We start from the raw sequence: 26,150 nt of genomic DNA, 5'->3' as shown, positions 1-26,150 counted from the left end.
TTTAACCCATCAATAATCTTATATTATAACTACCTGTTGCTTGGTCATTTCTTTAACGATTCTTTAACACTGCCTTAACTTCGCTAAGGAATCGTTAAAGAAAGTTTAAAGGAGCATAAAAGATTCAACTTGGCAGGAAATAATGCCCAGCAGCAAAAAAGGTGAAGGTCTAACCAATTGCAGGCTAATTTATTGCAGCATAGCATAATTTGTAATGCTAAACGCTATAAATATGGGACAGGTAAAAGGGAAAAAGACGGGAAATATTTATGCATTTTAAATATAAAAAATATATAAGATTCGCTGCTGACCACAAACTCCTTGACAGAAAGCAAGCGAAAATTATAAAGAAACAGAGAGTATTTTAGAAAATAACAAAAAATGAGGATTGGATTTTGGAACCCCTGAAATCTAAGGCATTAGCAGAAAATCTGGCAGTTACTAAAGTAGCCGAAATTGTGCTTGATGATGAGGCAAAATGGTTACTTTCCTTAACGGATGGTAATTTTGGCATCAATCAACGCTGCCGGAATTTTTTGGAAGAACTGTATCATCCTTATGCTAATCCGGAAGCAGTAGCATCGCTAATTCGGCAAAGCATTTTAGGTGATTTATGGTTCTATGTTCAATTGCCGGATAAGGAAAAAACCTTAACCGTTATAGGGGATTTGTATTTACTGGCGGCAAAAAAATGCACTAAGCCAATGCAGGAAAAGAGAATTATTATTGAATATCTGGATTTTATTTCGGCTTTATGCGACAAGGAAGGCATTCCGGAAGGCGTTTATGCCAAGTTACTAAACGAACTGGATAACTGGCAAAAAAAGAGCAGGGAGCTATTTATTCCTTTAAATGGTGCCTGCAGAAAATGTTTAAGCAATCTGGTGCAGGTATATAAAGACAACGATATTTGTTTCAGGATGCTGAAAGACCTGTTAAAAGAGGGCTTGGAATTTTGGCAGAAAACAACAGATATAGAGGGCTGGTGTGCAAAAATGGGAGCGGAAAGCAATTTGGATGTAAAACAGCTTTCCTCAACCTTGGGCAAAAAATATTATCAAAAATGGCTTAAGCAACTTGAAGAAATTCAGGATTTTGCATCCCTAAAAGATATTCCCTCTTTTTCCGATATAGCTGTTCTCCAACGAGAAGCGATTTGTGAATTTAGCACCTTAACCTTGAGAATACAATATATATTTTATCTTTTGGGTTTACCCGGAATGGAGGACTTGCGTAATCATCTGCTTTGGGATTTGAATCGTCAATTGGCAGATTTGGAAAAGGACTTGCAGGAAGAGGAAGTCCCTTTGATGTTGGATTCCATTTTTGAGACCTTATACGAATTTAAGGAAACACATCTTTCCATTGTTTTGGATTGTATTTTAACTATTGGCAAAACAGTGCTTTCTCATAAAAACAAGAAACACTGCCAACATCTGCTCCCTAAAATTATGGAACTGGAATTTACCCCTCCCGGAAAGATTAAAATAGATAAGGACTGGCAGATGGAAGTGGATAAAAATCATATCAAACATCTTAGAATGCTGCTGGAACTTATTGCTATTGATCCCGTTATGTGTAAAGACCTGCTTGCCTATTTAATTATCAGTTTAAGCCAAAAAGGGGTTTTTATTTCCGATACCGATCTCTTTCAGAAAGATGTTTCCGCCTTTTTGAATTCCAATTTTAAGCCCCTGGTAGTGCAAACCAAACACCTGCTGAAAATGTTTCCCGTCTTTTTCAATGAAATTGGAGCGGAAGGTGAAATAAGGGACATAAGTACCTCTCTGGATGAATTGGGACACAGAAAAGACCTCTTAATGCACTTTTTACGCAAACAGTTACATACTGAAAGCAATAACACCCATCTCCTTTTAATTCAGAAAATTTTGCAGTATTGGACTAATTTGGATTATAGAGAACTGCAGGATATGATTCCGGAAGATGTTCTCATTTATGTGATGCATCCGGATGAAATGACAAAAAAGCAAAGTGCAGTGGTTAATAAGTTTTTACAAAAGTATAACTTAACTCCTGAAGAGCTGCTTTCTCTTTCATGGCAAAGGGTTAGTAAATTATTTGAAAACGAGCCGGAGGACTTTTCTTTAAAACGACTGAAACTTCTATGTTACTCGCATTTTCTGCTGAAGGACAAGTATAATCTTGATCCTTATGATATTGTAAAATTTCTAACTCGTTACAGTTGGTTTGATGCTCACGAACATAATCGCCTTGCCAATAGCTTTATGAGAAAGGATTATGACAGTTCAATTAGGCAATTGCTTTCCTATATTGGCAAAATGAACAGCGTTATTTTAGACCCACAACCTACTATTGCCTGGGAAAACATATATTACAAAAGACACATTGCTGCCGGCATTCCTTCTATGTATGGTATGTATCGTGAACCGAAACTGGAAGCAATGGGAATGATTTTTAGAATAGAAAATGTGGTTAAACGGCTTTTTGAACGCAATGTGCAACAATTGAACCTGAGCTATATTACCGGCAAGACCCTGAAAAGAATTATCCGGATATTGGAATTATACGATTATGCAATGAAACAGATTTTGGTTACAAGTGATGCTTACGGTTCTGCTTTGAATATGTTAAGATCAGCTCAATATCTCAGCAATCTTTCCATAGACCAGTATCTGGATATTTTCAAGTTGCTGAAAGATAGTGTAGTGGAAATTATAAACGAATATTATTATAGATTTTACGAAGGGCAATTGAGGCAAATTGGAATGCGAATAGCAGAAAAGGAGAAAGGGAAAAAAGGTAGGGGAACTAAGGAAATAGAAATTTTTGCCGAAGAATTTTATCGTAATCTGCTTTCCAAATCCTTTCTGGTGCAGGGCTTGGATAATTTTATCACCCGAATCTTGGAATCCTTATCCGAGATGAAAAATCTTTTTAAGCCGGAAGATATTCTCAAAGTAATGAGCTATGATCCCGATAAACTCTTTTTCCACTTAAATAAAAAGAATTCCCGCATAGAAAATCAGGTGCTTTTGGGTTCTAAAGCATATTTTCTGAAACGGATGTATCAATATGAATTTCCGGTTCCTCCAGGTTTTGTGATTACTACAGACCTTTTCCGTCATCGGAATATTATTAATACACATCCCGATATATCTAACGAATTGGATAACTTAATTTTGCAGAATTTAAACATTTTGGAAAAGAATACGGGGCTTGTTTTAGGCGATCCGGAAAGACCTTTATTGCTTTCTGTCCGTTCAGGAGCTCCAATGAGTTTGCCCGGAGCAATGAACACTTTTTTGAATATTGGCTTAACTGATGAAGTTACATATAAACTTTCCCGTCGTCCTAATTATGGGTGGACTGCCTGGGATTGTTACAGACGGTTAATTCAAAGCTGGGGTATGGCTTTTGGAATTGACCGCGATGAATTTGATGCCGTTATGCTAAACTATAAGAAAAAGTATAATGTTGAGCTGAAAACCCAATTTTCAGATAAGCAGATGCAGGAAATGGTGCAGGACTATCAAAAAGTGCTGGCTGAACATAATATTGAACTGGAACAGCAACCCTTTATGCAACTTTATAAAGCAATTTCCAATGTTCTGGATAGCTGGAATACGGATAGAGCCCGATTATATCGTCAAAAATTGCATATTGCTGATGAATGGGGAACTGCAGTTATTATTCAGAAAATGGTTTTAGGAAATATATCTCTGGAATCCGGAACCGGAGTTCTTTTTACTTATGCGGATTTTAATGAGGAAGGCGGAATTTGTTTAAATGGCGATTTTACGCTGTGCAGTCAGGGAGAAGATGTTGTAGCCGGTTTAGTGCATACTTTACCTATTTCCGAAATGCAGCGTTTACATAGCAAAACAGCGGTTTCCAGTTCTCTGGAAAATACCTTTCCCGCAATCTACAATGCTTTGATGCGCTATGTGAAACAGCTTATTGAGGATAAAAATTATCCCCATCAGGAAATGGAATTTACTTTTGAAGGCCCTTCTCCCGATCAGTTATATATTTTACAAACTCGCGATCAGGTTATTCAAAAAGCTCCGGACTATAAGGTCTTCGGGACAACAAAAGGAGAGCAAAAAAAACTTGCTTACGGCATTGGCATCGGAAAAGGCGCTGTGAACGGAATTATTGTGTTCGGCAAAGAAGATATTGAAAAATTTGCCGGTAAGGGTGAAGCTCTTATTTTAGTGCGTCCTGATACCGTTCCTGACGATATGGAACTTCTTTTTGCCTGCCAGGGATTGTTAACTTCAAGGGGTGGAGTAACTTCTCATGCAGCGGTTACAGCTACTCGTTTGGGCTTAATCGGAGTAGTAAATTGTCGGGATTTGGTAGTTTCGGAATCGGATTCCAATTGCAGAATAGGCAATACCTATTTGAAAGCGGGTGATAAAATAGCTCTGGATGCTACCAGTGGAGCTATTTATCTGGGGCATTATCCTCTCGTTAGTGTGCATTGTTTATAATACAATAAAAGATAGAAGGAGAAAGCAAAATGAAAGTGAACTTAGGGAACAAAAAACTACTCGGAATTAACGGTCTGGGTAGAATTGGAAAACTGCTGTTATGGAACCAGTTACACCTTAAATACTTTGACGGAATTGTGGTAAACTGTGGAAGAATTGTAGGCAAAACCCTGGATGACCTTATTCAAGTTATTGAAATGGATAGCACTTACGGTTCTATTCATAAGTTTCTCTATGGAGTTGTAGGGAAAAAAGCGGAAATTAAAATCCTGGATGCTGAAGAACCCCTTTTGGAAATTGAAGGAATACCGGTAAAAATTTTAAGAACCGCGCGTGACCCTAAAGATATTAACTGGCTTAATGAAGGGGTAAGAATTGTGGTTGATTGCACAGGAAATTTTCTGGACCCTACAATGCACACTGATTCTGGAAAACCCTGTTTAAGAGGACATTTAGATGCGGGAGCCATAAAAGTTATCTGCAGCGCACCTTTTAAAATAAAATCCGGAAATACGGTTCCGGATGATGCCAAAACAATGATTTACGGCATTAACCATCTGGAATATGATCCCCTAAAACATAATATAATTTCAGCGGCTTCCTGTACTACAACCGGCTTGGCACATATGTTGAAACCGCTTTTGGAAAATCAAAAAACTTCCCGAATATTAACCGCTTCTATGAGTACTATTCATTCTGCTACAAACACTCAATCCATTTTGGATAGTGTTCCGAAAACCGATGCTTCCGACTTAAGAAAATCAAGAAGCGTTTTAAATAATATAATTCTTTCCACAACCGGCGTTACTAAAGCCCTGGAACAAGTGATGCCCAATATTAAACATATCGGTTTTATGGCTGATAGCGTCCGAATTCCTACCACGACTGTTTCTCTCATAAACTTAAATGTTACTTTTCATACGGAACTGGACGAGCTGGGAGAGCCGTTAGTAAACCGCAAACTGATCAATGAAGTGTATCAAAAAGCCGCTGAGAACTCCCAAAAAGATCTGCTGTTAATCAGTAACCGACAAAATGTTTCCGCAGATATGATTGGAACTATGGCTGCAGTTGTTATTGAAGCACATGAAACACATACCCGCACCGGTTTTATTACTATTCCATCATCAGCCCTGGCTGAACAAGGTATTCTTACGGATAAAGTTCTGGAAATGCCCGTAACTCATGCTAAAATCTTTGGCTGGTATGATAATGAACTTGGCTCTTATGTCAATTGCCTTTCCAGATTAACCAATTACATTGAAGAAAAAACGCTGTAAAAGCTAACGAGTGAATAGGTTAACGGATGAACGGATGAAGAGGTAAGCAAGTTAGCAAAGGAACAGGTTAACGGGTGATTGAGTGAAGTGAAAAAGACAAAAGAGGAAACCCGCGCTAAACCTGAAGAATGTAATTTACCCACTTAGAAGGTATATTATTACCTGAGGTTGCCGAATTCCGATTCGGCAACTTCTTTTTGATAAATTTTGTATTTGCCTTTTTTATAGTGCAGAAAAGCAGAATTTTCCCTCTCCCAATACCTTCAATTTTGTTGTTTGGTTTTATCAGACCATTTGTTCCTTTCTGAACATATTTTTACTTGTTCCCTGCCAACAACCCATCCTAAAGGTTGGGTTGATGATGGGAATTGATTAAGGAACAAACAAAAATCTAATTTTCCTTCCCTTTGAAAATATCTCTGTCCGATTCTCACTGCTTCGCTTACGCTTTTTCCCTCTTCATTCTTCATTTTGCCTTCGTCATTTGTTCCCACTTGAGAAAAATTTACTTGCCTATAAATGCGTATCTATAAAAATGCGACCAAAAATTGATTATCAGGACTTGAAAAATTCAAGCCAAAGGGAGTGTTAATGCGCTTGAAAACATTTCCCGGAGGTGTTCATTCTCCGGATGAAAAAAGGTATAGTGCCTCTGTGCCTATAACTGAAGCTCCAATACCCCAAAAAGTAATTATTCATCTTTCCCAGCATATTGGCTCACCTTCAAAGCCAATTGTAGCTGTGGGTGATGAGGTTTTAACAGGTCAAAAAATTGCGGAAGCAACAGGTTATGTGTCGCTGGTTCAACATTCTTCAATTTCCGGAAAAGTTACAGCCATAAACCGTTTTCCTAATGCTACAGGTTCCAGTTCTATGGCAATTCAAATTACCGGAGATGGTTCCGACAAATGGATAGAACTTGTTGATGAACCGAATTTTATGGATTTACCCCTGGAAGAAATGAAAAAAAGAATTGGTGAAGCCGGTATTTGCGGAATGGGTGGTGCAGGTTTTCCAACTTTGGTAAAGCTTTCTCCTCCTGCAGATAAACCGATAGATACGGTTATTTTGAACGGAGTAGAATGCGAACCCTATTTAACCAGCGACCATCGTTTGATGCTGGAAAAAGGTGAAGAAATCATAATCGGCTTAAAACTGATAATGAAAATTTTAAGTGCTAAAAAAGGAATGATTGGAATTGAAGCCAATAAACCCGATGCCATTGCTAAAATGCAGGAACTGACTAAAAATGAACCCCATATTGAGGTAGTTCCCTTAAAATTGCGTTACCCTCAAGGTGCCGAAAAACAGCTTATCTATGCGGCTACCAAAAGAAAAGTTCCTGCCGGTGGTCTTCCTTTGGAAGTTGGAATTGTAGTGCAAAATGTAGGAACTGCCTTTGCCATTTATGAAGCGATTCGTTATCAAAAGCCGTTAATTCAAAGAGTAATAACGGTAACCGGTTCTCCCGTAACAAAGCCCCAAAATCTTTTAGCCAGGATTGGAACTCCTTTTTCCGAACTCGTTGATTTTTGCGGAGGAACAAAAGAAGAAGTAGGAAAAGTTATTTGTGGCGGACCAATGATGGGTTTTGCTCTTCCCACTTTAGAGGCAACAGTGGGAAAAGGAAGCGGCGGATTGGTTTTAATGAATACTGAAGATGCCCGTTTAAATGAAGAAGGAAATTGTTTGCGTTGTGCCCGCTGTGTAGATGTTTGCCCGCTGAATTTGGTTCCCTGTATGATTGTTTCTGCCGTAAAATACGACAATCAAAAACTTGCTGTCAGATCAGGGCTGAATGATTGTATGAAATGTGGTGCCTGTGCCTATGTTTGTCCTGCTCAAATTCGTTTGGTGCAATATATTGATACCGGCAAAATTCGTTATGCTGAAGCAAAAAAGTAGGTGAAGAAAATGAAAGATAGATTTATTGTTTCCCCGGCTCCTCATTTTCACGATAAAACCACAACTAAAAATGTGATGTGGAATGTAGTGCTGGCTTTAACTCCCGCTTTAATTTTCGCTATTTATTATTGGGGTTTTAATTCGTTGTTATTAACTCTGTTAGGCGCTGTTTCAGCGATGGTAACAGAGGCAATAATTCAAAAATTGCGCAAAGTTCCGATTACGGTTTCCGATGGCAGTGCTTTTTTAACAGGTATGCTGCTTGCCTATAATATCAATGCTGGAGCTCCCTGGTGGGTTCCTGTTTTGGGAGCTGCCTTTGCCATTGCTATTGGCAAACAGGTTTTTGGCGGTTTAGGCAATAATCCTGTTAATCCCGCTCTTTTAGGCAGAGCTTTTTTAATGGCTTCCTGGCCCACCATAATGACAGCCGGATGGGCAAAACCTAAAAGTGGAACTTTAAGCGGAATAACCGATCCGAATTTGATAGCTGTAAACCTGCAAAATTTATCTCCCAAGGCATACGATCTGGTAACAGGCGCTACTCCCTTAAAAGTAGCTCAAACCTTAAGGGACAGCAGTTTTGTATCTTCGCTTGGTGCAAATGCCGGTCAAGGTTTTGACTTGGCAAATCGTATTTTTACCAACTTAACCGATTTGTCTGCCTTAAAAAATCTTTTCTGGGGCAATATTGGTGGTTGCATTGGTGAAGTTAGCGTATTTGCTTTGCTTTTAGGTGCGGCTTATTTGCTTTATAAGAACATAATTGAATGGCGAATTCCCCTTTTCTATATTGGAACTGTATTTGTGCTCTCTTTCTTTTTGGCTCCGCTGAAAGGTTCAGGTTTCAGTCCGCTATTGCCGTTTTTCCATATTTTTTCCGGCGGTTTGATGTTAGGTGCTTTTTTTATGGCAACGGATTATACAACAACACCGCTAACGAAAAGCGGAAGGATAATTTTTGCCATCGGTTGTGGAATTTTAACTATGGTTATTCGTTTGTGGGGTGGTTATCCGGAAGGCGTATGTTACAGCATTTTGTTTATGAATGTAATGACCCCTTTGATTGATAAACTTACTATGCCCAAAGCATTTGGGAGGGTAAAAAAATGAAAATATATTTACAGCTTGGCTTAATATTACTTGCCTTTTGTGTAGTGGCAACTGCACTTTTGGCTTATGTGAATTCCCTTACTAAACCTCAAATTGATTCTATACAACAAAAAGAAGCGGAAGAAACCCGTCGCCAATTGATTCCGGATAGCGATTTTGAGGAAATAAAAGGGGACTTCACCTATTACATAGCTAAAGATAATAAAACTAAAGATGTGAAGGGCTATGTTTTTACGGCAGAAAAAAATGGCTATAACGGTCCTGTAAAAACAATGGCTGCCATAGATAAGGATTTTAACATTATAGCTATTAAAGTAATTCAACAAACAGAGACACCCGGCTTGGGAACAAATTCTACCCAACCTAAATTTACCGCTCAATTCAAAGGTAAATCGGTTGAACAATTGATTGTAGATAAAGATGGTGGCGTTCCTCCTAATTGTATAAAAGCTATAACAGGAGCTACTATCACTACCCGGGCAGTAACCAATTCCTTGAAAGAATCCATAGAATTGTTAAAAAAACTGGTTCAGGAAAAATCTGCCTCTACCATAGAAACACAGGCAGAAGAAGAGGTGCACAAATGAGCTTTATGAAAGAATTAACCAAGGGCATAATAAAAGAAAATCCTACTTTCGTGATTGTATTGGGGATGTGCCCTACTTTAGCAACTTCCACATCTGTAAATAATGCTATTGGAATGGGATTGGCAGCAACTTTTGTATTGATTTGTTCCAATATCTTTATTTCGCTGATTAAAAATATAACCCCCGATAAAATCCGTATTCCTGTTTATGTAATTGTAATTGCAGCTTTCGTTTCCATTGTGGATATGTGTATGGCTGCTTATTTACCGGCTTTGCATAAATCCTTGGGTCTGTTTATTCCGTTGATTGTAGTGAATTGTATCATAATGGGTAGAGCCGAAGCTTATGCCAATAAGAATAATGTAATCAATTCCATTGCCGATGGCATTGGAATGGGGCTGGGGTTTACTCTTGCTCTATCGGTTGTTGCTACAATCCGGGAAATTTTAGGTAATGGCACCTGGTTGAATATGAGAGTTATGCCTAAAACTTATGATCCGATGCTGATTACTTTGCTTGCTCCAGGTGCTTTTATCACTTTAGGACTTTTGATGGCATTGATGAATATGCTGAAGGAGAAAAAATAATGGGATTCCTTGGACAACTTTTCACAATGGCAATTTCTGCCATTTTAATCCAGAACTTTGTTCTTTCCCGTTTCTTAGGTCTTTGCCCTTACCTGGGGGTTTCCAAAAAAATGGATTCTGCCTTCGGAATGGGGATGGCTGTTATTTTTGTGATGACCTTGGCTTCTGCTTTTTGCTATTTGATTTATCAATACATCCTGGTTCCTTTTGAACTGGAATATCTGCAAACCCTGGCTTTTATTTTGACAATTGCAGCGTTGGTGCAGTTTGTAGAAATGTTTATTAAGAAGAACTCTCCTGCTCTGTATAAATCCCTGGGCGTCTATCTTCCCTTAATTACAACCAACTGTGCCGTTTTAGGTGTGGCTATTCTGAATATTACTCCTTTGGCGGATGGAACGCGTTACAATTTCATTTGGGCTGTCTTAAACGGCTTTCTTTCAGGCGTTGGTTTCACTTTTGTCCTTTTGGCAATGGCGGGAATTAGAGAACGTTTGGAAATGGTGGAAATGCCAAAAAGTATGCGTGGAATGCCCAGCGGTTTAATTCTTGCCGGAACAATGGCTTTGGCTTTTTACGGTTTTATGGGAATGAAGTTTTAAAGGAAAGGTGAAATATGCTTTATCTAATTGTTGTTCCAATGGCTGCAACCGGTTTTTCTGCCATTTTGTTGCCGGTTGCTATTATGGGTTCTCTGGGTTTGATTTTTGGGCTAATTCTTGCCTTTGCTTCCAAGGTCTTTCCCGTTACCGTTGATGAACGCATAGAAAAAATTATAGAGGTTTTGCCCGGAGCTAATTGTGGCGCTTGTGGTCAACCTGGATGTTCAGGATATGCTACAGCTATTGTGAATGAAGGAAAGGACTTGAATTTATGCGCTCCCGGAGGTCCTGCTGTAGTAGAAAAAATAGCTCAAATTATGGGTAAAGAAGCAACTGCTATAGATAAAAAAATTGCCGTAATTCATTGCAGCAGTGGCGGTAAAAATAATACTAAATGGAAATATGCTTATCAGGGAATTGAAAGCTGCCTTTCCGCAGTAAATATTGCCGACGGACCCAATCTTTGCTCCTATGGTTGCGTTGGTTTTAATGATTGCATAGCTGCCTGTAAATTTGACGCTATCAGTATTGACAATGAAGGTATGCGAGTTATTGATAGAGAAAAATGCACAGGTTGCGGCGCTTGCGTAACTGCCTGCCCGCGCAAATTAATAATGCTGGTTCCCGAAAGTATGAATGTGTTTATTTCCTGCAGTTCCAAAGATAAAAATCCGTTGCCCAAACAAAATTGCGGAGCCGATAAACCCTGCATTGGCTGTAGTTTGTGTGCCAAAAAATGCCCTGCTGAGGCAATTACTGTAGAGAATAATATCGCCAGGATTGATTACGGTAAATGTACCGATTGCGGAACCTGTGCTACTGTTTGCCCTACCAAAGCTATTATAGACCTGAAAGCAGGTTCACGACCGGAAGGTTGATTTTTTCATCAACCACAGGAAATTACACTTCCTGCCGCTTGTTATTCCTGCGAAAGCAGAATCAGGAACATAAGCTACATAGTCAGATTGTAAGTAAAACGACGAGGACATCGTTCTTCCTGTAAAATAGAAGTCATTAGCACCTTCAGAATTTTATTCCTTTCTATATCCTGAATGGTGCTTATGAATTATAAAGGCACAAAAAAAGAGCTAACTCACCACCTCTCTATCTCATCATCTCAAGGATAAAAGGTTTGACAAAAAAGCCCAATTGTAAAGGTTGACATTTAACTTTACTCTTTAAGGGCAAGGGGAAAGCAAGGTCTATAGGCATCCTAAACTAAAAATTATGATGGAAGTAAAATGCGAACTTTTGATGCTGTTCTTCCTTATTTGAAGAAGAGCTACACCCGAATTTTGGGTGGACTGGTAATGTTAATTCTGGTGGATCTGGTGCAGCTTGCTGTTCCCAAAGTAATGCAATATGCCATAGATCATATTCAAGAAAGGACAATAGATCAAGGGGGTTTGATTTGGATTGCCTTAATTATCTTTGTCTTTGCCATTGCGGTAATGGTTTTAAGGTTTTTTTGGCGAGTTCTGATCATTGGCAATTCACATAGTATAGAAAAAAGTTTAAGACAGGATTTTTACGATCATCTGTTAACCTTATCCCAAAATTTTTTCAATAAAAGCAAAACAGGTGACTTGATGGCTTATGCCACAAACGATCTGAATGCAGTTCGGATGCTCTTTGGAATGGGTTTAATCTCTGCAATGGATATTGTTTTAATGACTATTGCTTCCTTTGCTTTTATGATTTCTATCAATGGCAAGCTGACATTGCTGGCAGTTATTCCTATGCCTATTATATCATTAACTGTTATGTATTTCGGCAGAAAAGTGCATACCCGTTTTAGAGCTGTGCAGGAAAGTTTTGCCATTTTAAGCGGTAAAGTTCAGGAAACCATTTCCGGTATCAGAATAGTGAAGGCATTCTGTCAGGAAAAAACGGAGCTGAAAAAAATAGATGATGTTTCTCACGATTTTGTAAATCAAAATATTGCTCTTGCCAAGATTGCAGGCGTGTTTCATCCTTTTATGGGTTTCATAGTAAGCATCAGTATGATTATTACTATTTACTTTGGAGGCAAATCTGCTATTCGGGGAGAAATAAGTGTAGGTGGCTTCATTGCTTTCTTCCAATATCTCGGAATGCTTGTTTGGCCTATGATTGCTATTGGTTGGATTGTAGATATATATCAAAGAGGAACTGCTTCTCTGAAACGGTTGAATGAAATATTTGAAATAAAACCCGAAATTGATGATGTCTTTGCGGATGAACGCATAACACATCTGGAAGGTAAAATCCTATTTCAGAATTTATTTTTCCGCTATAGCGATAATCTGCCTTTAATTTTTAAAGACATCACAGCAGGTATTGAAGTAGGAAAAACACTGGCAATCGTTGGTCCTACAGGTTGCGGTAAAACTACCTTAATTGAACTTTTAGTAAGGATCTACAATCCTCCGCGAAATAGTATTTATGTAGATGATTATGAGCTGTATACTATTCCGTTGAATGTTTTGCGCAGAGATATTGTTCTTGTTCCTCAGGATATTTTCCTATTTTCAGAATCTATTGCCGATAACATTCGTTTGGGCAATCCTGAGGCTTCCGATGAAGAGGTTTTTGAGGCGGCTCGTATTGCCCAGGTCTATGATGAAATAATGGAATTTGAACAGAAATTTGAAACCGTTGTGGGAGAAAGAGGTGTTACTCTTTCCGGAGGACAAAAACAACGCGTAGCTATTGCCAGAGCGTTGCTTACCAATCCTAATATATTGATTTTGGATGATGCTCTTTCAGCAGTGGATACAAAAACCGAGCGGCGCATTCTGAACAGCTTAATTGAAATTCGGAAAGGGAAAACAACTCTTATCATTGCCCACCGCATTTCTTCCCTGCAACATTCTGATTTGATAATCGTGATTAATGAAGGTATTATTGCAGAACAGGGAACTCATCAAAACCTTCTGGCTAAAGGTGGATTGTATAAAGACCTCTACGAAAAACAAAGAATTAGAGCACGCTTGGAAGGAGAAGAAGAATAATGCATGGTGGTGGCAGCGGTGGCGGTTCTATGGGACAAGGTAACTATGTTGAAGATGAACTGAAAACCAAAATTTACAATAAACGGCTTTTAAGTAATATGCTTCGTTACTTGAAACCCTACCTCAAGTGGGTTATTCTTTCTTTCCTATTTTTATTGTTGATTTCTGGTGCTGAAGTTATTATTCCTTTAATTCAAAGATCGGCTATTGATGATCATATCGTTTCCGATAAGTCCATTGCCGTTTTTGCCGGGGAAAATGATTATCAAAATTTTATCAAACGCTATCAAAAACTGGGATTCAAAGAATATAAATATGGTGAAAATCACTTTGTAATTATCAATGCTAAAGACCGTAATAAAATAAATCGTACTGATCTGGAGTACTTACAAGAAAAAGGAATCCTAAAAGCAGAAACGGTATTTCTGCTAAGCGATAAGGATGAGAATATTAACATCTTAAAGAAGTATCTGCCGGAAAATTTACATCCTGATACACCAAATCTTTCCGGATGGTATAGAATCGGCTCAAAAACAATTGCAGTTCCCAAAAAAGAACTAAACAAATTACCCAAGGAAGAGCGTTTGAAAGTGCGGAATGAGACAGTTCAAAAGCTGTTGATTTTAGCTCTTATCTTTTTGGCTATTATTACTTTACGCTTTATTGCCAGTTATTTTCAAACTGTTATTACTGCCTATTTTTCGCAAAATGCAATGGCTGATTTACGACACGATGTTTTTGCCCATCTGCAAAAAATGCCAACCAAATTCTTTGACACAAATCCTGTAGGGCGTTTAGTTACCCGGGTTACAAACGATATTGCTGCCATTGATGAAATGTTAGCTTCAGGAGTTATAACTCTAATTCAGGATGTTATTTTAATTATTACAATTGTGATATTAATGTTAGCTTTGAACTGGCGTTTGGCTTTAGTGAGTTTTAGCATCTTACCTTTAGTAATTTGGGTAATTGTTATTTTCCGGAAAAAAACCAGAGTTGTCTATCGGGAAGTGCGAAAACATCTTGCAGTTCTAAATGCTACTTTGGCAGAACATATTGAAGGGCAGAAAATTATCCGGCTTTTTAATCAATACTTTCATAAGCGTCAGGAATTTGCCACCATCAATCAAAAATATTATCTTGCTTCCATTAAGCAGATACGCTTATTTGCTTTTTTCCGTCCTATCATTCATGTTTCTTCTCAGATTGCTGTTGCTTTAATCATTTGGTATGGGGGTGGAAAAATACTGCAAAATGTAATCACCATCGGTTTATTGATGGCTTTCACTCAATATATAAGTAAACTTTTTGAGCCCATAAACGATTTTTCGGATAAATTTAATTTCTTACAGAGCGCTTTAGCAAGTGCAGAAAGAATATTCAATTTAATATCGCTTACCCCTGATGATTATAGAGTGGAAATGCATAAAAACATAAAAATGAAAGGCGAAATTGAATTTCAAAATGTGTGGCTTGCCTATAATGACGAAGAATGGGTTCTTAAAGATATCTCTTTTAAGGTTGCTCCGGGAGAAAAAATTGCCCTCGTTGGGCATACAGGCAGCGGCAAAACATCTATTGTAAACCTGATTTTGGGAATGTATCCTTTCCAGAAAGGGAGAATTTTGATTGATGGTAAAGATATACATAACTATTCTTTAGCTGACTTGCGCAGAAATGTAGGAATCGTGCAACAGGATGTTTTCCTCTTTTCCGGAAATATAAAAGATAATATAGCTCTCAACAATAATGACCTTACCGATGAGGAAATTATCAGAGTGGCAAAATATGTTAATGCCGATAAATTTATCAGTCAATTACCTCGGGGTTATTACGAACCGGTTATGGAAAGAGGGGCAACTCTTTCTACAGGACAAAGACAGCTTATTGCCTTTGCCAGAGTGCTGGCTTACAATCCTTCCATTTTTATTCTGGATGAGGCAACTTCCAATATTGATACTGAAACCGAACTTCTTATTCAGGATGCTTTAAATAAGGTTATTAAGGGTAGAACTTCTATAATAATTGCTCATCGTCTTTCTACCATTCAAAATGTAGACCGCATCTTAGTGTTGCATAAAGGTGAAATTGTAGAAGAAGGTTCGCATTTTGAACTTCTTGATAAACAGGGCTTATATTATGACTTATACAGGTTACAGTATACCCGAAATTGAGCTTGCGCAGAAAAAGTGATTGACAAAATTGCGGGTTTGAAATAGTATATAATTATGGGGATTGATTTTTTGTCACCAGAATGACTTTTTGTGCTCCCCTATATATAGAGAGTGCTTAATTGCGGAAAAACGATATCCTTTTTGGTAGACGAGGATATCAACCTTCCGGTGCAACAATAAAAAGAAAAAAAACATTACTTGATCTATAAGGAGGATCAATGAAAAAGTATTGGCTGATTATCTTAGCCCTTACACTCGTAACAGCAATCTTTGCCGACGGCAATCGCTATCAGGTTATTGCTTATGGTGAGGATTTTGAATCCGGGGCTCCTGGCTGGACTCATTACGATGCTACGGTTTCACCTAATAATTGGCATATTTACAATTTTGGCGGAACCCAGGGAAATGTCTGGTGGATGGGAGACCCGGCTCTGGCTCAAGGAAGTAATATTGGTGGTTATTATAATCATCAATACCTTGTTTTGGATACCCCGGCAAGAACTTTAACTTCTGCCAATGCAACTTTAACTTTCAAAATGCGTCACAATGTAGAAGACCCTGCGGGGGCTACTGCACCTTGGAATGGTTGGGATGCCTGTAATGTAAGGATTTCCACTAATGGCGGAGCTACTTGGACACCTATTTCCGGAAATCCTGCTTATGATTGTACTTCCGCTTATTCCTTCGGTTTTGAACATGGCGAAGGACAGGGAATTCCCGGTTGGGGTGGAGTTCGGGAATGGACTAATTGCACTTTTGACCTTAGTGCTTATGTGGGACAAAGTGTGAAAATCCGTTTTGCTTTTGCTTCCGATCCGGCTTACTGCACAAGCGATGCACCTGCAATGTATGGAATGATGGTTGATGATATCAGTTTTGGTGGATACAGCAATAACGGAGTAGATGATGGTCAAATGACCTATTCTTCTCTGGTTCCTGTTGGAGAAGACCTTTGGCATATAGCAACTGATGCTACAGCTCCTTCACCTACACATTGTATTGTCTGCCAAAATGCTTCCGGCAGTTATAATACTAATATGCTGAACTATTTAGTCAGTCCTCCTGTTACTTTACCTAATAGTGGAGATATGTGGGTGGACTTTATGGTGAAGGGAAGTTACAATGATCCGAATACCTTCCCGGAAGTGGATTATTTTGGCTGGGAAATTTCTGTAGATGGTGGAAATACCTGGTATGCAATGAGCAATCCTTACGGGACACCCGAAGGAAATAATTATGTGTATACAGGCCTGCAAGATGCCTGGCAATCTATGACCGAGGGATTTGGGTTAAGTTTCTTTATTACCGAATACCACGGTGAAACAGCTATTTTCCGCTGGTATTTTAAGTCCGATGCAGATACTCCTGATGGAGTAGGAATGTTTATTGATGACTTCAGGGTCTATAATGATGTATTTATTGCTGCTCCCGAAAATCTGACAGCTGCTGTTTCCGGAAACTCAGTTACCCTTACCTGGAATGAACCTGGTAGTGGAGGCGGAGGTGGCGAAGAGGGCTGGATTTATTACTGTGGTGAACCAGCCGGTAATTCTATTGGCACCAATGGAGTTGCCGATTTTAGTGTAGCTGCCAAATGGGATGCCATTGGGGAAACGAATAGTATCTATCCTTATGTGGGAATGAATATTACCAAGATTAAATTCGTTCCTGCAGAACCTACAACTCTATGTTCTTATGCCGTTCGCATTTGGACAGGAGCAGCAGGTGTATTAGTTTATGATCAGGCAGTTCCTACTATTACTGAAGATGTATGGAATGAAGTGATCCTCACTACACCATATACTATTCCCGCAGCGACCACAATTATGGTTGGATACCGTTGCAATGCAACAGGCGGCTATCCTGCAGGTTGTGATAACGGACCTCAAGTTGAGGGTTATGGCAATATGATTTATATGAACAATAATTGGCATACTCTTACTGCTGAAAGTGCTTCGCTTACATATAACTGGACTATTCAGGTTTATGTAGCCGATGCCACAGGGAAAGAATATGTGTTGGGTGAATTGCCAATGAACAATTCCTTTGCGGAAGGTAAATTTGGTGTTCATTATACCGAACCTGTGAGAGGACGTGATGTTACCGGTTATAAGGTTTATCGTGATGCCGGTTATGTGGCTACTGTTGATGGTAATGTATTAACTTACACCGATACTCAAGTCCCTGGTGGTCCTCATTCTTATTATGTAACTGCTATGTATGGAACTGTTGAATCCGGTGCTTCCAACACGGTAAGTGTTTTCATTCTACCCGATGGGCATTATGAAATCAATCACGATGACGGAACAGCAGAACAGGGATTTAGTGTGGGTGCTACTAAACAGATGGCAGTTAAATTTGAATGCAACGATGAATATGACCTTAAATATGTAAAAGTGTATGTTCATACTTTGGGAACTGCGGGTATCGTTATTCGCGTTTATGATGCTAATGGACCGAATGGAATGCCTGGAGCTCAACTTGTTACCCAGTATCAATATCCTGCAGCTTCAGTTGTTGCCGGATGGAACTTTATTACTTTGCCCACACCGGCTCATTTGAACAACCAGGCATTCTATGTCGCTTTATTTGAGACATCTGGCGCTTCTCAAATTGGCTTGGATACAAGTTCAAACGGCTTCAGTTATCAAAATACAAGCGGTTCCTGGGAACCGGTTACAACTGGTGAAATTATGGTGCGGGCAATAATTCAGGGCGGAAATGCAGGAGAAGATCTTACTCTTCCTCCTTTGGTTCTGGATGCCAGGAATTATCCTAATCCCTTCAATCCCGAAACAACTATCAGTTTCAGTATTCCTGCCAGCGGTCAAACCAGCGTGAAAATTTATAACCTGAAAGGTCAATTAGTCCGCACCCTCGTTAATGAAACGATGAATGCCGGTTATCAGAAAGTTGTCTGGAATGGCACTGATGATAATCAAAAGTCCGTAGCCAGCGGCATATATTTCTATCGCGTAAATAATGCCGGTAAAACTATTACCCTTAAAATGCTGTTAGCCAAGTAGGTAAAAGAGTTATCAGGTTAACAGGTTAACGAGTTAATAAGGAAAAATAATGAAGCCCCGAAGAAATTCGGGGCTTTTTATATATAATTTTATAAATGACAAACCATCTGTCATTCCTGAGAAAACAGGAATCCCTTCCTTTTTGAAAATGGATTCCCCAACGAGTGCGGAATGACAAGGCAATATTTCATCTAAAAATGATATAATTTAATTCCAATAGTGCAGGAGAAATAATAAAAAGATATATTTAGCAATCGGGTTGCCGAATTCCGATTCGGCAAATGCTAAAGGCATAAATTTCTTTGGAAACCTCCAGTTTCTTTGTTAAAGAAAATATTTGCCAACCCATTTTCCCTCAACTGCATTATTTGGGTTTAAGGTAAAAAATATTTCTTTATTTTCGTGATAAAAAAAAAGCTAATTAGTTGTATCATATAAGGTTAACAGTCCAGATTGTTCATCTTTTCCCGAACTTAAGTTCAAATGCGTAATTTATTGAAACCCACAAGATTAAGTAACGACTCCGTAACACTTCCGTAACACTTCCGTAATTTCGTTACGGAGTTGTTACGGAATTGTTACTTGGTCATTAAGCATTTTAGCGAGCAAAAAGAAAGAGCTCGTAATCTTTGTAACAAGCGGGAATTGTTATTGTTTATATCGGGAGTTAGCACCGAAATTATGAATTAAAAACATCTTTAGATTTCTTCAGCATCCTGACCGTAAATTTCTTTAAAGCGGATATTATCAATTTGGTTAGGAATTCCTTCAAAGACCTTATGTCCTTCTTTCAGAGCTAAAACCTTATTTCCATACCTGCGTGCCAGAGTTAAAAAGTGTAATGAACAGATAATAGAAATTCCTTCCCGGTTTATTTCACCCAGGTATTGCATAATGGAATCGGCTGTGGCAGGGTCTAAACTGGCTACCGGTTCGTCGGCTAAAATTAAAGAAGGTTTTTGCATTAAGGCACGTGCAATACCAACTCTTTGTTGTTGTCCTCCGGAAAGGAATTTTACCTGTTTATCGGCAAAATCCTGTAAGCCCACTTTTTCCAGATTTTGTGTTGCCAGTTCATAATCCTCTTTGCTGAAAGGTGAAAGAGAGGAATGATATCCTAAGCGTCCGGTTAAAACATTGGTGAGGACGGTGAGGTTTTTCACTAGGTTGAATTGCTGAAAAACCATTCCGATTTGGCGGCGATAATGTTTCAGCTCTATTCCTTTAAGTTGCAGAATATCTTCATTGCGAAAAAGGATTTGTCCCCTGGTTGGTTCAATAAGACGATTGATACAACGCAGCAAAGTAGATTTTCCGCTGCCGGAAAGTCCTAATAAAATTACAAAATCCCCTTCTTGCACTTTTAGAGATAAATCTTCCAATGCCCATTTTTTACCGTCATAACTTTTGCTTAAGTTATTAACTTGAAGCAAATTACTGTTTGGATTCATTTAAGCAATTCGGCTGGGTCCATATTCATTGTCTTAAGGGTTGTGCGCACAATTTCGTAATCCTTATCGGAGGCATATTCCAAGCCATCAATATCATAAAGAGCTTTCAGAACCTTTTTCCCTTCCGCACTTTGGGCATAGCGATATAATGCCTGCACGATAATACCTTCCATTTCGGGAGGAAGGTCTTTCCGAAAAGTTACCGTATCATTGGGAATCCAATCAGTATAATCAACTATTTTAACTTTCTCAAACACATCGGGATAGGTCTCCAGGAGTTTTTCTCTGGCATCCATTGGTTTTCCCTTGGCATCAGGTGGCGACCAATAACTGCAACCCACATCCGCTCTTCCACTATAAACCGCTAAAATAGCTTGGGGATGACCTCCTGCAAAGAAATAATCTTTGGGTGTAATACCCCTTTGTTTTAAGATAGCGGAAGGATAAATATAACCGGAAGTGGAAGCGGCATCCGTGTAGGCAATTATTTTTCCTTCAATATCCTGCAGAGAATTAATTTTACTATCACTACGGGCTACAAACTGTCCTCTGTATTTGGTTAAGCCATTGCGGACAGTCATCAATCGCACTTGCGCATCATATTTTTGTTTAGCTAAAATATAAGCATAAGTTGGCAGCCAGGCAACATCCGCCTGATAAGTTCCCAGTGCTTCAATTACGGCGGCATAACTTGTAGGAACAGCTACTTTAAAATGTAATCTGGTTTCTTTTTCCAGATAATTGGCTATTGCTTCTCCGCTGGAAACAACTTTTCCTGCTTCCAGAGAAGGAACAAAATACATTTTAATCGGATTCTGTTTAGAACCAAGTTTTCTATTGGCTTTTTCCAATCGGCTTTCTTCGGTTCCGCAACCAAATATTAAAAGTGCCACGAAGGCAAGCCAGATATACTTTTTGCACATTGGCATAAGCTCCTCAATGAATAATTTTTATCTTCTTTTCCTATAGAGCCAAACTCGGTCAAGAAAAAACTACAGATAATCCCAGTCCTCAAAAAATTGGTCAATCAGCAAAATAGGATTTTTCCATGTTTCCTGAAAAGTAAGATGGTCTTTTCCATCCAAGGTCTCTCCTTCATTGTTAAAAATGCTGGCAGGCAGGATAATTGTTTCCCCTGCTTGTGGAGCAATCTGCTGCCATAAATCCGAATAAGTTATCAATCCGCAAACACTTATATCGGGACCGAAAAAATCGTTGCGGATAACCTGAACGCGAATAAACTGGTTTTCTAATCGCTTATTCAGGTCTTCTGCTATGCGGGTGATAACATTTTGAGCACAGACGGAACTGATCATTAAATAGTTAACCGGTTTTTTTCTCAGTTCTTTCAACAGACCACGTTTTTTTTGTTTATAGGTTTGAATAGTTAAACGCAACATCCCTATTCCGTTTTCCAACTGGGGATAATCGGCATAAAAATCCTCATCGGGAATATCTCTTTCCGCTAAAATGTAAAATTCATCTGCAGGATAAATAATTGTGCTGTTATATTCCTTTCTTGCTTCATCAATCAAAGCTAAAATTGCTGTAGCGGTTTGCCGATTATAAGGTATAATTTCATCAAGGTTTTTACGGTATTTGGTTAAGCCCACAGGAACGATTCCAATGGAAAGACAATTAATTTCCGGATCGTGAAGGTCTTTCAAGGTCTGTTTTAATGCCTCTCCATCATTAATACCTGGAATGCAAACAATTTGAATATGGAAACCTATTTCGTGCCGACTTAAATTTTTTAACACAGATAAGGCATCTACCTGTTTTGAGGGACGCATTATCTTTTGTCGCAATGCATTATCTGTTGTATGTAAAGACACATACAGCGGGGAAATTCTCTGCTTGATAATTCTTGCATAATCGGTTTCATCAAGGTTGGTTAGCGTTATGTAATTGCCAAAAACATAAGAATATAAATAGTCGTCATCTTTTATGTATAAGGTGGGTCTTAATTCAGGCGGCATCTGGTCAATAAAACAAAAAATACAGGCGTTTTCACAATAGCGAATTTTATATGGCTCGGGTTCAATTCCCAAAAAACTTTTTTCTTCTCTTTGAATTTTAACTTTACGAGAGATACCTTCTGCAGACATAATTTCCAGCTCAAATTCATAGTCCGAAGTATAAAATTCCAAATCCAGAAAGTCATTTACTGCCTGTCCATTTACGGAAATCAGTTTTTCTCCGCTTTTAATGTTATTTTTGGCTGCCAAACTTCGGGGGAGAACATTTTGAATTAGAATAGCCATTGTTTTTCTCTGTTTTCTTTTTTAGGTGTTTCTTATCCTGTCGTAATGGAACTTAAAACGCTTGATGCCTTCAAAAATAGTGCGTGCCAGACGATCCTGATATTCTTCATTCACCAATAATTGTTCTTCTTCAGGATGGCTGATAAAGCCCATTTCCACTAAAATAGAAGGCATAAAAGCGCCTCGCAACACATAAAAATTTGCCTGTTTCACACCTCTATCAATACTTTGCGTGCCGGAAATCAGATTTTGTTGCACATTGAATGCCATATTGTTACTGTTTTCCAAATGTTCTGTCTGAGCAAGGTCGCTAAGGATAAAGGAAAGGTCATCGTATTTCTTTTTTGCTTCGCTTCCTCCTTCAAAGCGTTCTACAACAGCATTTTCCATAGCTTCCACGGCTCTGGCATCGGAGGTTTGAGCAGTGGATAAATAATATGTTTCAATTCCCCGGGAAGTTGTTGACTTACTGGAATTGGAATGCAAACTGATAAAGAGGTCTGCTCTTTTTTCATTGGCAAAACGGGTTCTATCATATAAAGAAACGAAACGATCATCTTCCCGGGTAAGTAAAACATTAACCCCCAGTTCTTTTTCCAGCAAGTTCTTAAGTTTCAGGGCTACAGCAAGATTAATATCTTTTTCATTAGCTTTCAGTTTTTTCCCTATGGCTCCAGGGTCTTTACCGCCATGCCCTGGATCAAGAACAATGGTCTTTACGCTATTATCAATTGGTTTTGCGATTTGTAAAGTGCTTCCTTTGCGTTGAATGAGAGAGGGGAAATGTGTCTTAAGTTGTTCAGTTACAAAAACAGAAGGCAGATACAAACTCTCTCCTTTCCGTAAAAGAGGATAATGCATATTGTAAGAAACAGCTTTCAGAGTATAATAAGGTGAATTTTCCAGGAAGATAAACTGTTCATCATAGAGGTTCAAATACAATCTATTGTCACTTCTATCCTCTTTACTGATGGCTTTAAAAATAGCGCTGAAATCCTTTAAAGCTACATAAGAAACAGAAGAAAGCGTTGTTTCTTGCAAATTAACAGGTTTTACTTCGCCCTTAATTTGGATAGTGATATTACCCAAAAGCATTCCTAAACAGGTAAGCAGGGCAAAAAAGACAAAGAATTTCTTGTTCATAGCGTAAGCTCCAATTGGGGATTAAATTCCGAAGCGGGATTTATTTCCTCTGGTGCAGGAGAAAAATTGGGAGTCCAAGTATCCGAACTGGAAATTTCTTGAGTGTATAATTTGGTAAAACCAAGTTCTACAGCTGTATCAACTACCTCAAAGTATTCGGTTAAAGTAATTCCTCTTGTTAGTTCTTTATAGTTTTTTGCTTTTCCGGCAGGATAATATTGTCCCATAAGAGAAAGAGTTAGCTCCGTTCCCAATTCCTCTGCAAGGGTGTATAAATTTTCTTTGCAACCGGCTAATTTATTGGGTAAAATAAGCATTCTGAGCAGCAATCCCTTTTGGGCAATTCCCTTCTCGTCAAGTTTTAAGAGCCCTACTTGGGAAAACATTTCTTTGATGGCAGAAATGGCTACGGCAGGATAATCTGGAGCAGCAGAATATTTTTGGGCATAAACCTTATGCGCATACTTGAAATCAGGCAGATAAATATCTACCAGTCCGGTTAAAAGTTGCAGTGTTTCTACCTTTTCATAAGCGGAAGAATTCCACAGGACAGGAATAGTTAAACCCTTTTCTTTGGCTTGAATAATGGCTTCCCTAAGCTGAAGAGTAAAATGTGTAGGAGTTACCAGATTTATGTTATGAGCTCCTTCTTCCTGCAACTTTAACATCAGACGGATAAGCTCTTCAACTGATATATCTTTTCCCCAACATAAAGTAGAAATCTCATAATTTTGACAGTATACACAGCGTAAATTGCATCCCGCAAAGAAAATAGTGCCACTTCCGCGTGTTCCGCTAAAACAGGGCTCTTCTCCGAAATGACGTGTAGCCAAATTTATTCTAAGTTTATCCGTAACACCACAATAACCTTTGTTCTTTGTTCTATCAATTCCACAATTGCGTGGGCAAATATTACAGGAAAACATTTGGGAATAGGACATTTAATCCTTCTTCAAAGTAAAGGCGGAGGGAAATAATTCTGTTATAAAAGCTTTGTGAATTGCCTTCCGGTTAGCATATATTATTTCAATCTCCGGTGCAAATTCATAAATCACTTGCCTGCAAGCACCACAGGGAGGAAAACTTTCTTCGCTATCCACATAAACAGCCATTTCCGAAAAAGTTCTATGTCCTTCACTGATTGCTTTAAAAATGGCATTGCGTTCTGCACAGATAGTTAAAGAATAAGAGGCATTTTCTACATTGCAACCGGTAAAAATATGTCCGTCTTTAGTTTTTACGGCGCAACCTACTTTGTAATGAGAATAGGGAGAATAGGAGTTTTCTGCTGCCTTTTTGGCTGCCTCTAATAATTCTTTTTCACTGAGATTCAATTTCACCATCTCTATCCTCTTTTTAAGCCAATAGCGCTAAAATTAAGCCACCGGCAATAACAGAACCGATTTGACCACCTACATTTACACTCACTGCAGGCATCAATAAAAAGTTGAAAGGGTCTTCCTTTAGCCCCATTTGATGAATAACTCTGGCACTCATAGGAAAAGCGGAAATTCCGCAAGCACCAATCATCGGGTTTATCTTTTCCTTTTTGAATACATTAAGTAATTTGGCAAAAAGCACTCCTCCGGCAGTATCAAAAATAAAGGCAACAAGCCCTAAAGCTAATATTAACAAGGTCTGCGGAACCAGAAAAAGTTCACCTTGCATCTTGGAAGCAATAGTTAAACCCAAAAGAATGGTTACTAAATTCCCCAGTTCATTTTGAGCGGTTTTGCTAAGCCCTTCTAAAACACCGGATTCCCGAATTAAATTGCCGAACATTAAAAAACCAATTAGCGCTAAAGCAGCAGGAACAAATATTCCGGCAATAATAGTAACAGCAATAGGAAAGATGATTTTAACAATTTGCGGAACATCACCACTGTGATAATCCATCCGAATTAGGCGTTCCTTTTTGGTTGTAAGTAAACGAATAACAGGGGGTTGAATAATCGGCACTAAAGCCATATAAGAATAGGCAGCAACGGAAATTGCACCTAAAAGATTGGGAGCAAAACGATTGGCTACATAAATGGAAGTAGGTCCATCCGCTGCTCCAATAATTCCAATACTGGCTGCTTCCTTAATTTCAAAACCTAAACCGGCAGCTAAAACGATAGTTACAAAAATACCCAATTGAGCTGCTGCTCCAAAAAGCAACATAAAAGGATTTTTCAGTAAAGGAGTAAAATCAATCATTGCTCCGATGGCAATAAAAATAAGTAGGGGAAATAACTCTGTATCAATTCCGGCTTTAAATAGAATACCTAAAGGCGAATGCTCTCCCACAGCAGCAGAAAACGGTATATTGGCTAAAATAGTTCCAAAACCAATAGGTAACAACAAGGTTGGTTCATATTTATGTTTTATTGCCAGCCAAATCAATATCAGTCCAATAATAATCATTATAACCTGTTTCAGTTGGAAGCCAAGCAAGCCGGAAAAAAGTGTTTCCATTAGCAAAACTCCTATGTCTTATTGCATTTGCCACTATCCTGAAGAGGGATTGTTTGTCAAGCAATAACGCAAAAACAATTCGCTCACGGATTT

19 protein-coding genes are annotated in these 26,150 nt (G+C 38.6%); 11 read left to right on the top strand and 8 right to left on the bottom strand.

Going from position 1 to position 26,150, the window contains the following annotated elements; genetic code table 11:
• Positions 1-395 precede the first annotated feature (395 nt).
• Positions 396-4,475, top strand: a complete 4,080-nt coding sequence (locus CLOAM_RS07215; RefSeq protein WP_015425238.1) for a PEP/pyruvate-binding domain-containing protein — start codon at positions 396-398, stop codon at positions 4,473-4,475.
• A gap of 29 nt (positions 4,476-4,504) precedes the next feature.
• The gene (locus CLOAM_RS07210; RefSeq protein WP_015425237.1) at positions 4,505-5,755 is read left to right on the top strand and encodes a glyceraldehyde 3-phosphate dehydrogenase NAD-binding domain-containing protein; all 1,251 of its coding nucleotides are present in this window, start codon (positions 4,505-4,507) and stop codon (positions 5,753-5,755) included.
• 263 nt (positions 5,756-6,018) lie between these two features.
• Here the strand turns inward: CLOAM_RS07210 and CLOAM_RS07205 are convergent, their stop codons facing one another.
• Positions 6,019-6,225, bottom strand: a complete 207-nt coding sequence (locus CLOAM_RS07205) for a hypothetical protein (protein WP_157860023.1) — start codon at positions 6,223-6,225, stop codon at positions 6,019-6,021.
• Positions 6,226-6,346: 121 nt separating this feature from the next.
• On the opposite strand from CLOAM_RS07205, the gene rsxC reads away from it, so the two are divergent.
• From rsxC to CLOAM_RS07160, 9 genes are all read left to right on the top strand, one after another.
• Positions 6,347-7,660: an electron transport complex subunit RsxC gene (gene rsxC, locus CLOAM_RS07200; protein WP_044279054.1), complete on the top strand. Its 1,314-nt coding sequence runs from the start codon at positions 6,347-6,349 to the stop codon at positions 7,658-7,660.
• Between the two features lie 9 nt (positions 7,661-7,669).
• On the top strand, positions 7,670-8,773 hold the full coding sequence (locus tag CLOAM_RS07195; RefSeq protein WP_044279052.1) for an RnfABCDGE type electron transport complex subunit D: 1,104 nt from the start codon (positions 7,670-7,672) through the stop codon (positions 8,771-8,773).
• A complete protein-coding gene (locus CLOAM_RS07190; protein WP_015425234.1) occupies positions 8,770-9,360 on the top strand; it encodes an RnfABCDGE type electron transport complex subunit G in 591 nt (196 codons plus the stop codon). Before CLOAM_RS07195 ends, CLOAM_RS07190 begins: the two co-directional genes overlap by 4 nt.
• Complete coding sequence (gene rsxE, locus CLOAM_RS07185) at positions 9,357-9,947, top strand: electron transport complex subunit RsxE (RefSeq protein WP_044279050.1); 591 nt, start codon at positions 9,357-9,359, stop codon at positions 9,945-9,947. Before CLOAM_RS07190 ends, rsxE begins: the two co-directional genes overlap by 4 nt.
• Complete coding sequence (locus CLOAM_RS07180; protein ID WP_015425232.1) at positions 9,947-10,549, top strand: electron transport complex protein RnfA; 603 nt, start codon at positions 9,947-9,949, stop codon at positions 10,547-10,549. Before rsxE ends, CLOAM_RS07180 begins: the two co-directional genes overlap by 1 nt.
• 14 nt (positions 10,550-10,563) lie before the next feature.
• Positions 10,564-11,427 (top strand): RnfABCDGE type electron transport complex subunit B, encoded by an 864-nt coding sequence (locus CLOAM_RS07175; protein ID WP_015425231.1) that lies wholly within the window; start codon positions 10,564-10,566, stop codon positions 11,425-11,427.
• A gap of 363 nt (positions 11,428-11,790) precedes the next feature.
• Entirely contained in the window at positions 11,791-13,542 is a 1,752-nt protein-coding gene (locus CLOAM_RS07170; protein WP_015425230.1) for an ABC transporter ATP-binding protein, read from the top strand.
• The gene (locus CLOAM_RS07165; RefSeq protein ID WP_015425229.1) at positions 13,542-15,716 is read left to right on the top strand and encodes an ABC transporter ATP-binding protein; all 2,175 of its coding nucleotides are present in this window, start codon (positions 13,542-13,544) and stop codon (positions 15,714-15,716) included. Before CLOAM_RS07170 ends, CLOAM_RS07165 begins: the two co-directional genes overlap by 1 nt.
• Positions 15,717-15,934: 218 nt before the next feature.
• On the top strand, positions 15,935-18,742 hold the full coding sequence (locus CLOAM_RS07160) for a T9SS-dependent choice-of-anchor J family protein (protein ID WP_015425228.1): 2,808 nt from the start codon (positions 15,935-15,937) through the stop codon (positions 18,740-18,742).
• Between the two features lie 698 nt (positions 18,743-19,440).
• Here CLOAM_RS07160 and phnC read toward each other — a convergent pair.
• The 7 genes from phnC to CLOAM_RS07125 form a co-directional block, all read right to left on the bottom strand.
• Positions 19,441-20,193 (bottom strand): phosphonate ABC transporter ATP-binding protein, encoded by a 753-nt coding sequence (phnC, locus tag CLOAM_RS07155; RefSeq protein ID WP_015425227.1) that lies wholly within the window; start codon positions 20,191-20,193, stop codon positions 19,441-19,443.
• Entirely contained in the window at positions 20,190-21,116 is a 927-nt protein-coding gene (locus CLOAM_RS07150) for a phosphate/phosphite/phosphonate ABC transporter substrate-binding protein (RefSeq protein ID WP_157860022.1), read from the bottom strand. The genes phnC and CLOAM_RS07150 overlap by 4 nt, the downstream gene beginning before the upstream one ends.
• 69 nt (positions 21,117-21,185) lie before the next feature.
• Positions 21,186-22,457 (bottom strand): DUF512 domain-containing protein, encoded by a 1,272-nt coding sequence (locus CLOAM_RS09405; RefSeq protein ID WP_015425225.1) that lies wholly within the window; start codon positions 22,455-22,457, stop codon positions 21,186-21,188.
• Positions 22,458-22,478: 21 nt separating this feature from the next.
• Positions 22,479-23,600 carry an N-acetylmuramoyl-L-alanine amidase family protein gene (locus tag CLOAM_RS07140; RefSeq protein ID WP_015425224.1) on the bottom strand — a complete coding sequence of 374 codons (1,122 nt, stop codon included), beginning with the start codon at positions 23,598-23,600 and terminating at the stop codon, positions 22,479-22,481.
• The gene (locus CLOAM_RS07135; RefSeq protein WP_015425223.1) at positions 23,597-24,541 is read right to left on the bottom strand and encodes a radical SAM protein; all 945 of its coding nucleotides are present in this window, start codon (positions 24,539-24,541) and stop codon (positions 23,597-23,599) included. The genes CLOAM_RS07140 and CLOAM_RS07135 overlap by 4 nt, the downstream gene beginning before the upstream one ends.
• On the bottom strand, positions 24,542-24,943 hold the full coding sequence (gene cdd, locus CLOAM_RS07130; protein WP_015425222.1) for a cytidine deaminase: 402 nt from the start codon (positions 24,941-24,943) through the stop codon (positions 24,542-24,544).
• Between the two features lie 13 nt (positions 24,944-24,956).
• A complete protein-coding gene (locus CLOAM_RS07125; RefSeq protein ID WP_044279049.1) occupies positions 24,957-26,057 on the bottom strand; it encodes a sodium ion-translocating decarboxylase subunit beta in 1,101 nt (366 codons plus the stop codon).
• Positions 26,058-26,150 lie beyond the last annotated feature (93 nt).

It is taken from the genome of Candidatus Cloacimonas acidaminovorans str. Evry (assembly GCF_000146065.2).
Taxonomy (GTDB): Bacteria; Cloacimonadota; Cloacimonadia; order Cloacimonadales; family Cloacimonadaceae; genus Cloacimonas; species Cloacimonas acidaminivorans.
Note: the sequence above shows the minus strand (reverse complement) of the source record. Positions and strands in the feature narration are given on the sequence as shown.

Bases quoted from the DNA above. Each gene is read 5' to 3' on its own strand.
- CLOAM_RS07210 (WP_015425237.1), top strand. From the start codon at position 4,505: ATGAAAGTGAACTTAGGGAACAAAAAACTACTCGGAATTAACGGTCTG.
- CLOAM_RS07205 (WP_157860023.1), bottom strand. From the start codon at position 6,225: ATGAAGAATGAAGAGGGAAAAAGCGTAAGCGAAGCAGTGAGAATCGGA.
- rsxC (WP_044279054.1), top strand. From the start codon at position 6,347: ATGCGCTTGAAAACATTTCCCGGAGGTGTTCATTCTCCGGATGAAAAA.
- CLOAM_RS07195 (WP_044279052.1), top strand. From the start codon at position 7,670: ATGAAAGATAGATTTATTGTTTCCCCGGCTCCTCATTTTCACGATAAA.
- CLOAM_RS07190 (WP_015425234.1), top strand. From the start codon at position 8,770: ATGAAAATATATTTACAGCTTGGCTTAATATTACTTGCCTTTTGTGTA.
- rsxE (WP_044279050.1), top strand. From the start codon at position 9,357: ATGAGCTTTATGAAAGAATTAACCAAGGGCATAATAAAAGAAAATCCT.
- CLOAM_RS07180 (WP_015425232.1), top strand. From the start codon at position 9,947: ATGGGATTCCTTGGACAACTTTTCACAATGGCAATTTCTGCCATTTTA.
- CLOAM_RS07175 (WP_015425231.1), top strand. From the start codon at position 10,564: ATGCTTTATCTAATTGTTGTTCCAATGGCTGCAACCGGTTTTTCTGCC.
- CLOAM_RS07170 (WP_015425230.1), top strand. From the start codon at position 11,791: ATGCGAACTTTTGATGCTGTTCTTCCTTATTTGAAGAAGAGCTACACC.
- CLOAM_RS07165 (WP_015425229.1), top strand. From the start codon at position 13,542: ATGCATGGTGGTGGCAGCGGTGGCGGTTCTATGGGACAAGGTAACTAT.
- CLOAM_RS07160 (WP_015425228.1), top strand. From the start codon at position 15,935: ATGAAAAAGTATTGGCTGATTATCTTAGCCCTTACACTCGTAACAGCA.
- phnC (WP_015425227.1), bottom strand. From the start codon at position 20,193: ATGAATCCAAACAGTAATTTGCTTCAAGTTAATAACTTAAGCAAAAGT.
- CLOAM_RS07150 (WP_157860022.1), bottom strand. From the start codon at position 21,116: ATGTGCAAAAAGTATATCTGGCTTGCCTTCGTGGCACTTTTAATATTT.
- CLOAM_RS09405 (WP_015425225.1), bottom strand. From the start codon at position 22,457: ATGGCTATTCTAATTCAAAATGTTCTCCCCCGAAGTTTGGCAGCCAAA.
- CLOAM_RS07140 (WP_015425224.1), bottom strand. From the start codon at position 23,600: ATGAACAAGAAATTCTTTGTCTTTTTTGCCCTGCTTACCTGTTTAGGA.
- CLOAM_RS07135 (WP_015425223.1), bottom strand. From the start codon at position 24,541: ATGTCCTATTCCCAAATGTTTTCCTGTAATATTTGCCCACGCAATTGT.
- cdd (WP_015425222.1), bottom strand. From the start codon at position 24,943: ATGGTGAAATTGAATCTCAGTGAAAAAGAATTATTAGAGGCAGCCAAA.
- CLOAM_RS07125 (WP_044279049.1), bottom strand. From the start codon at position 26,057: ATGGAAACACTTTTTTCCGGCTTGCTTGGCTTCCAACTGAAACAGGTT.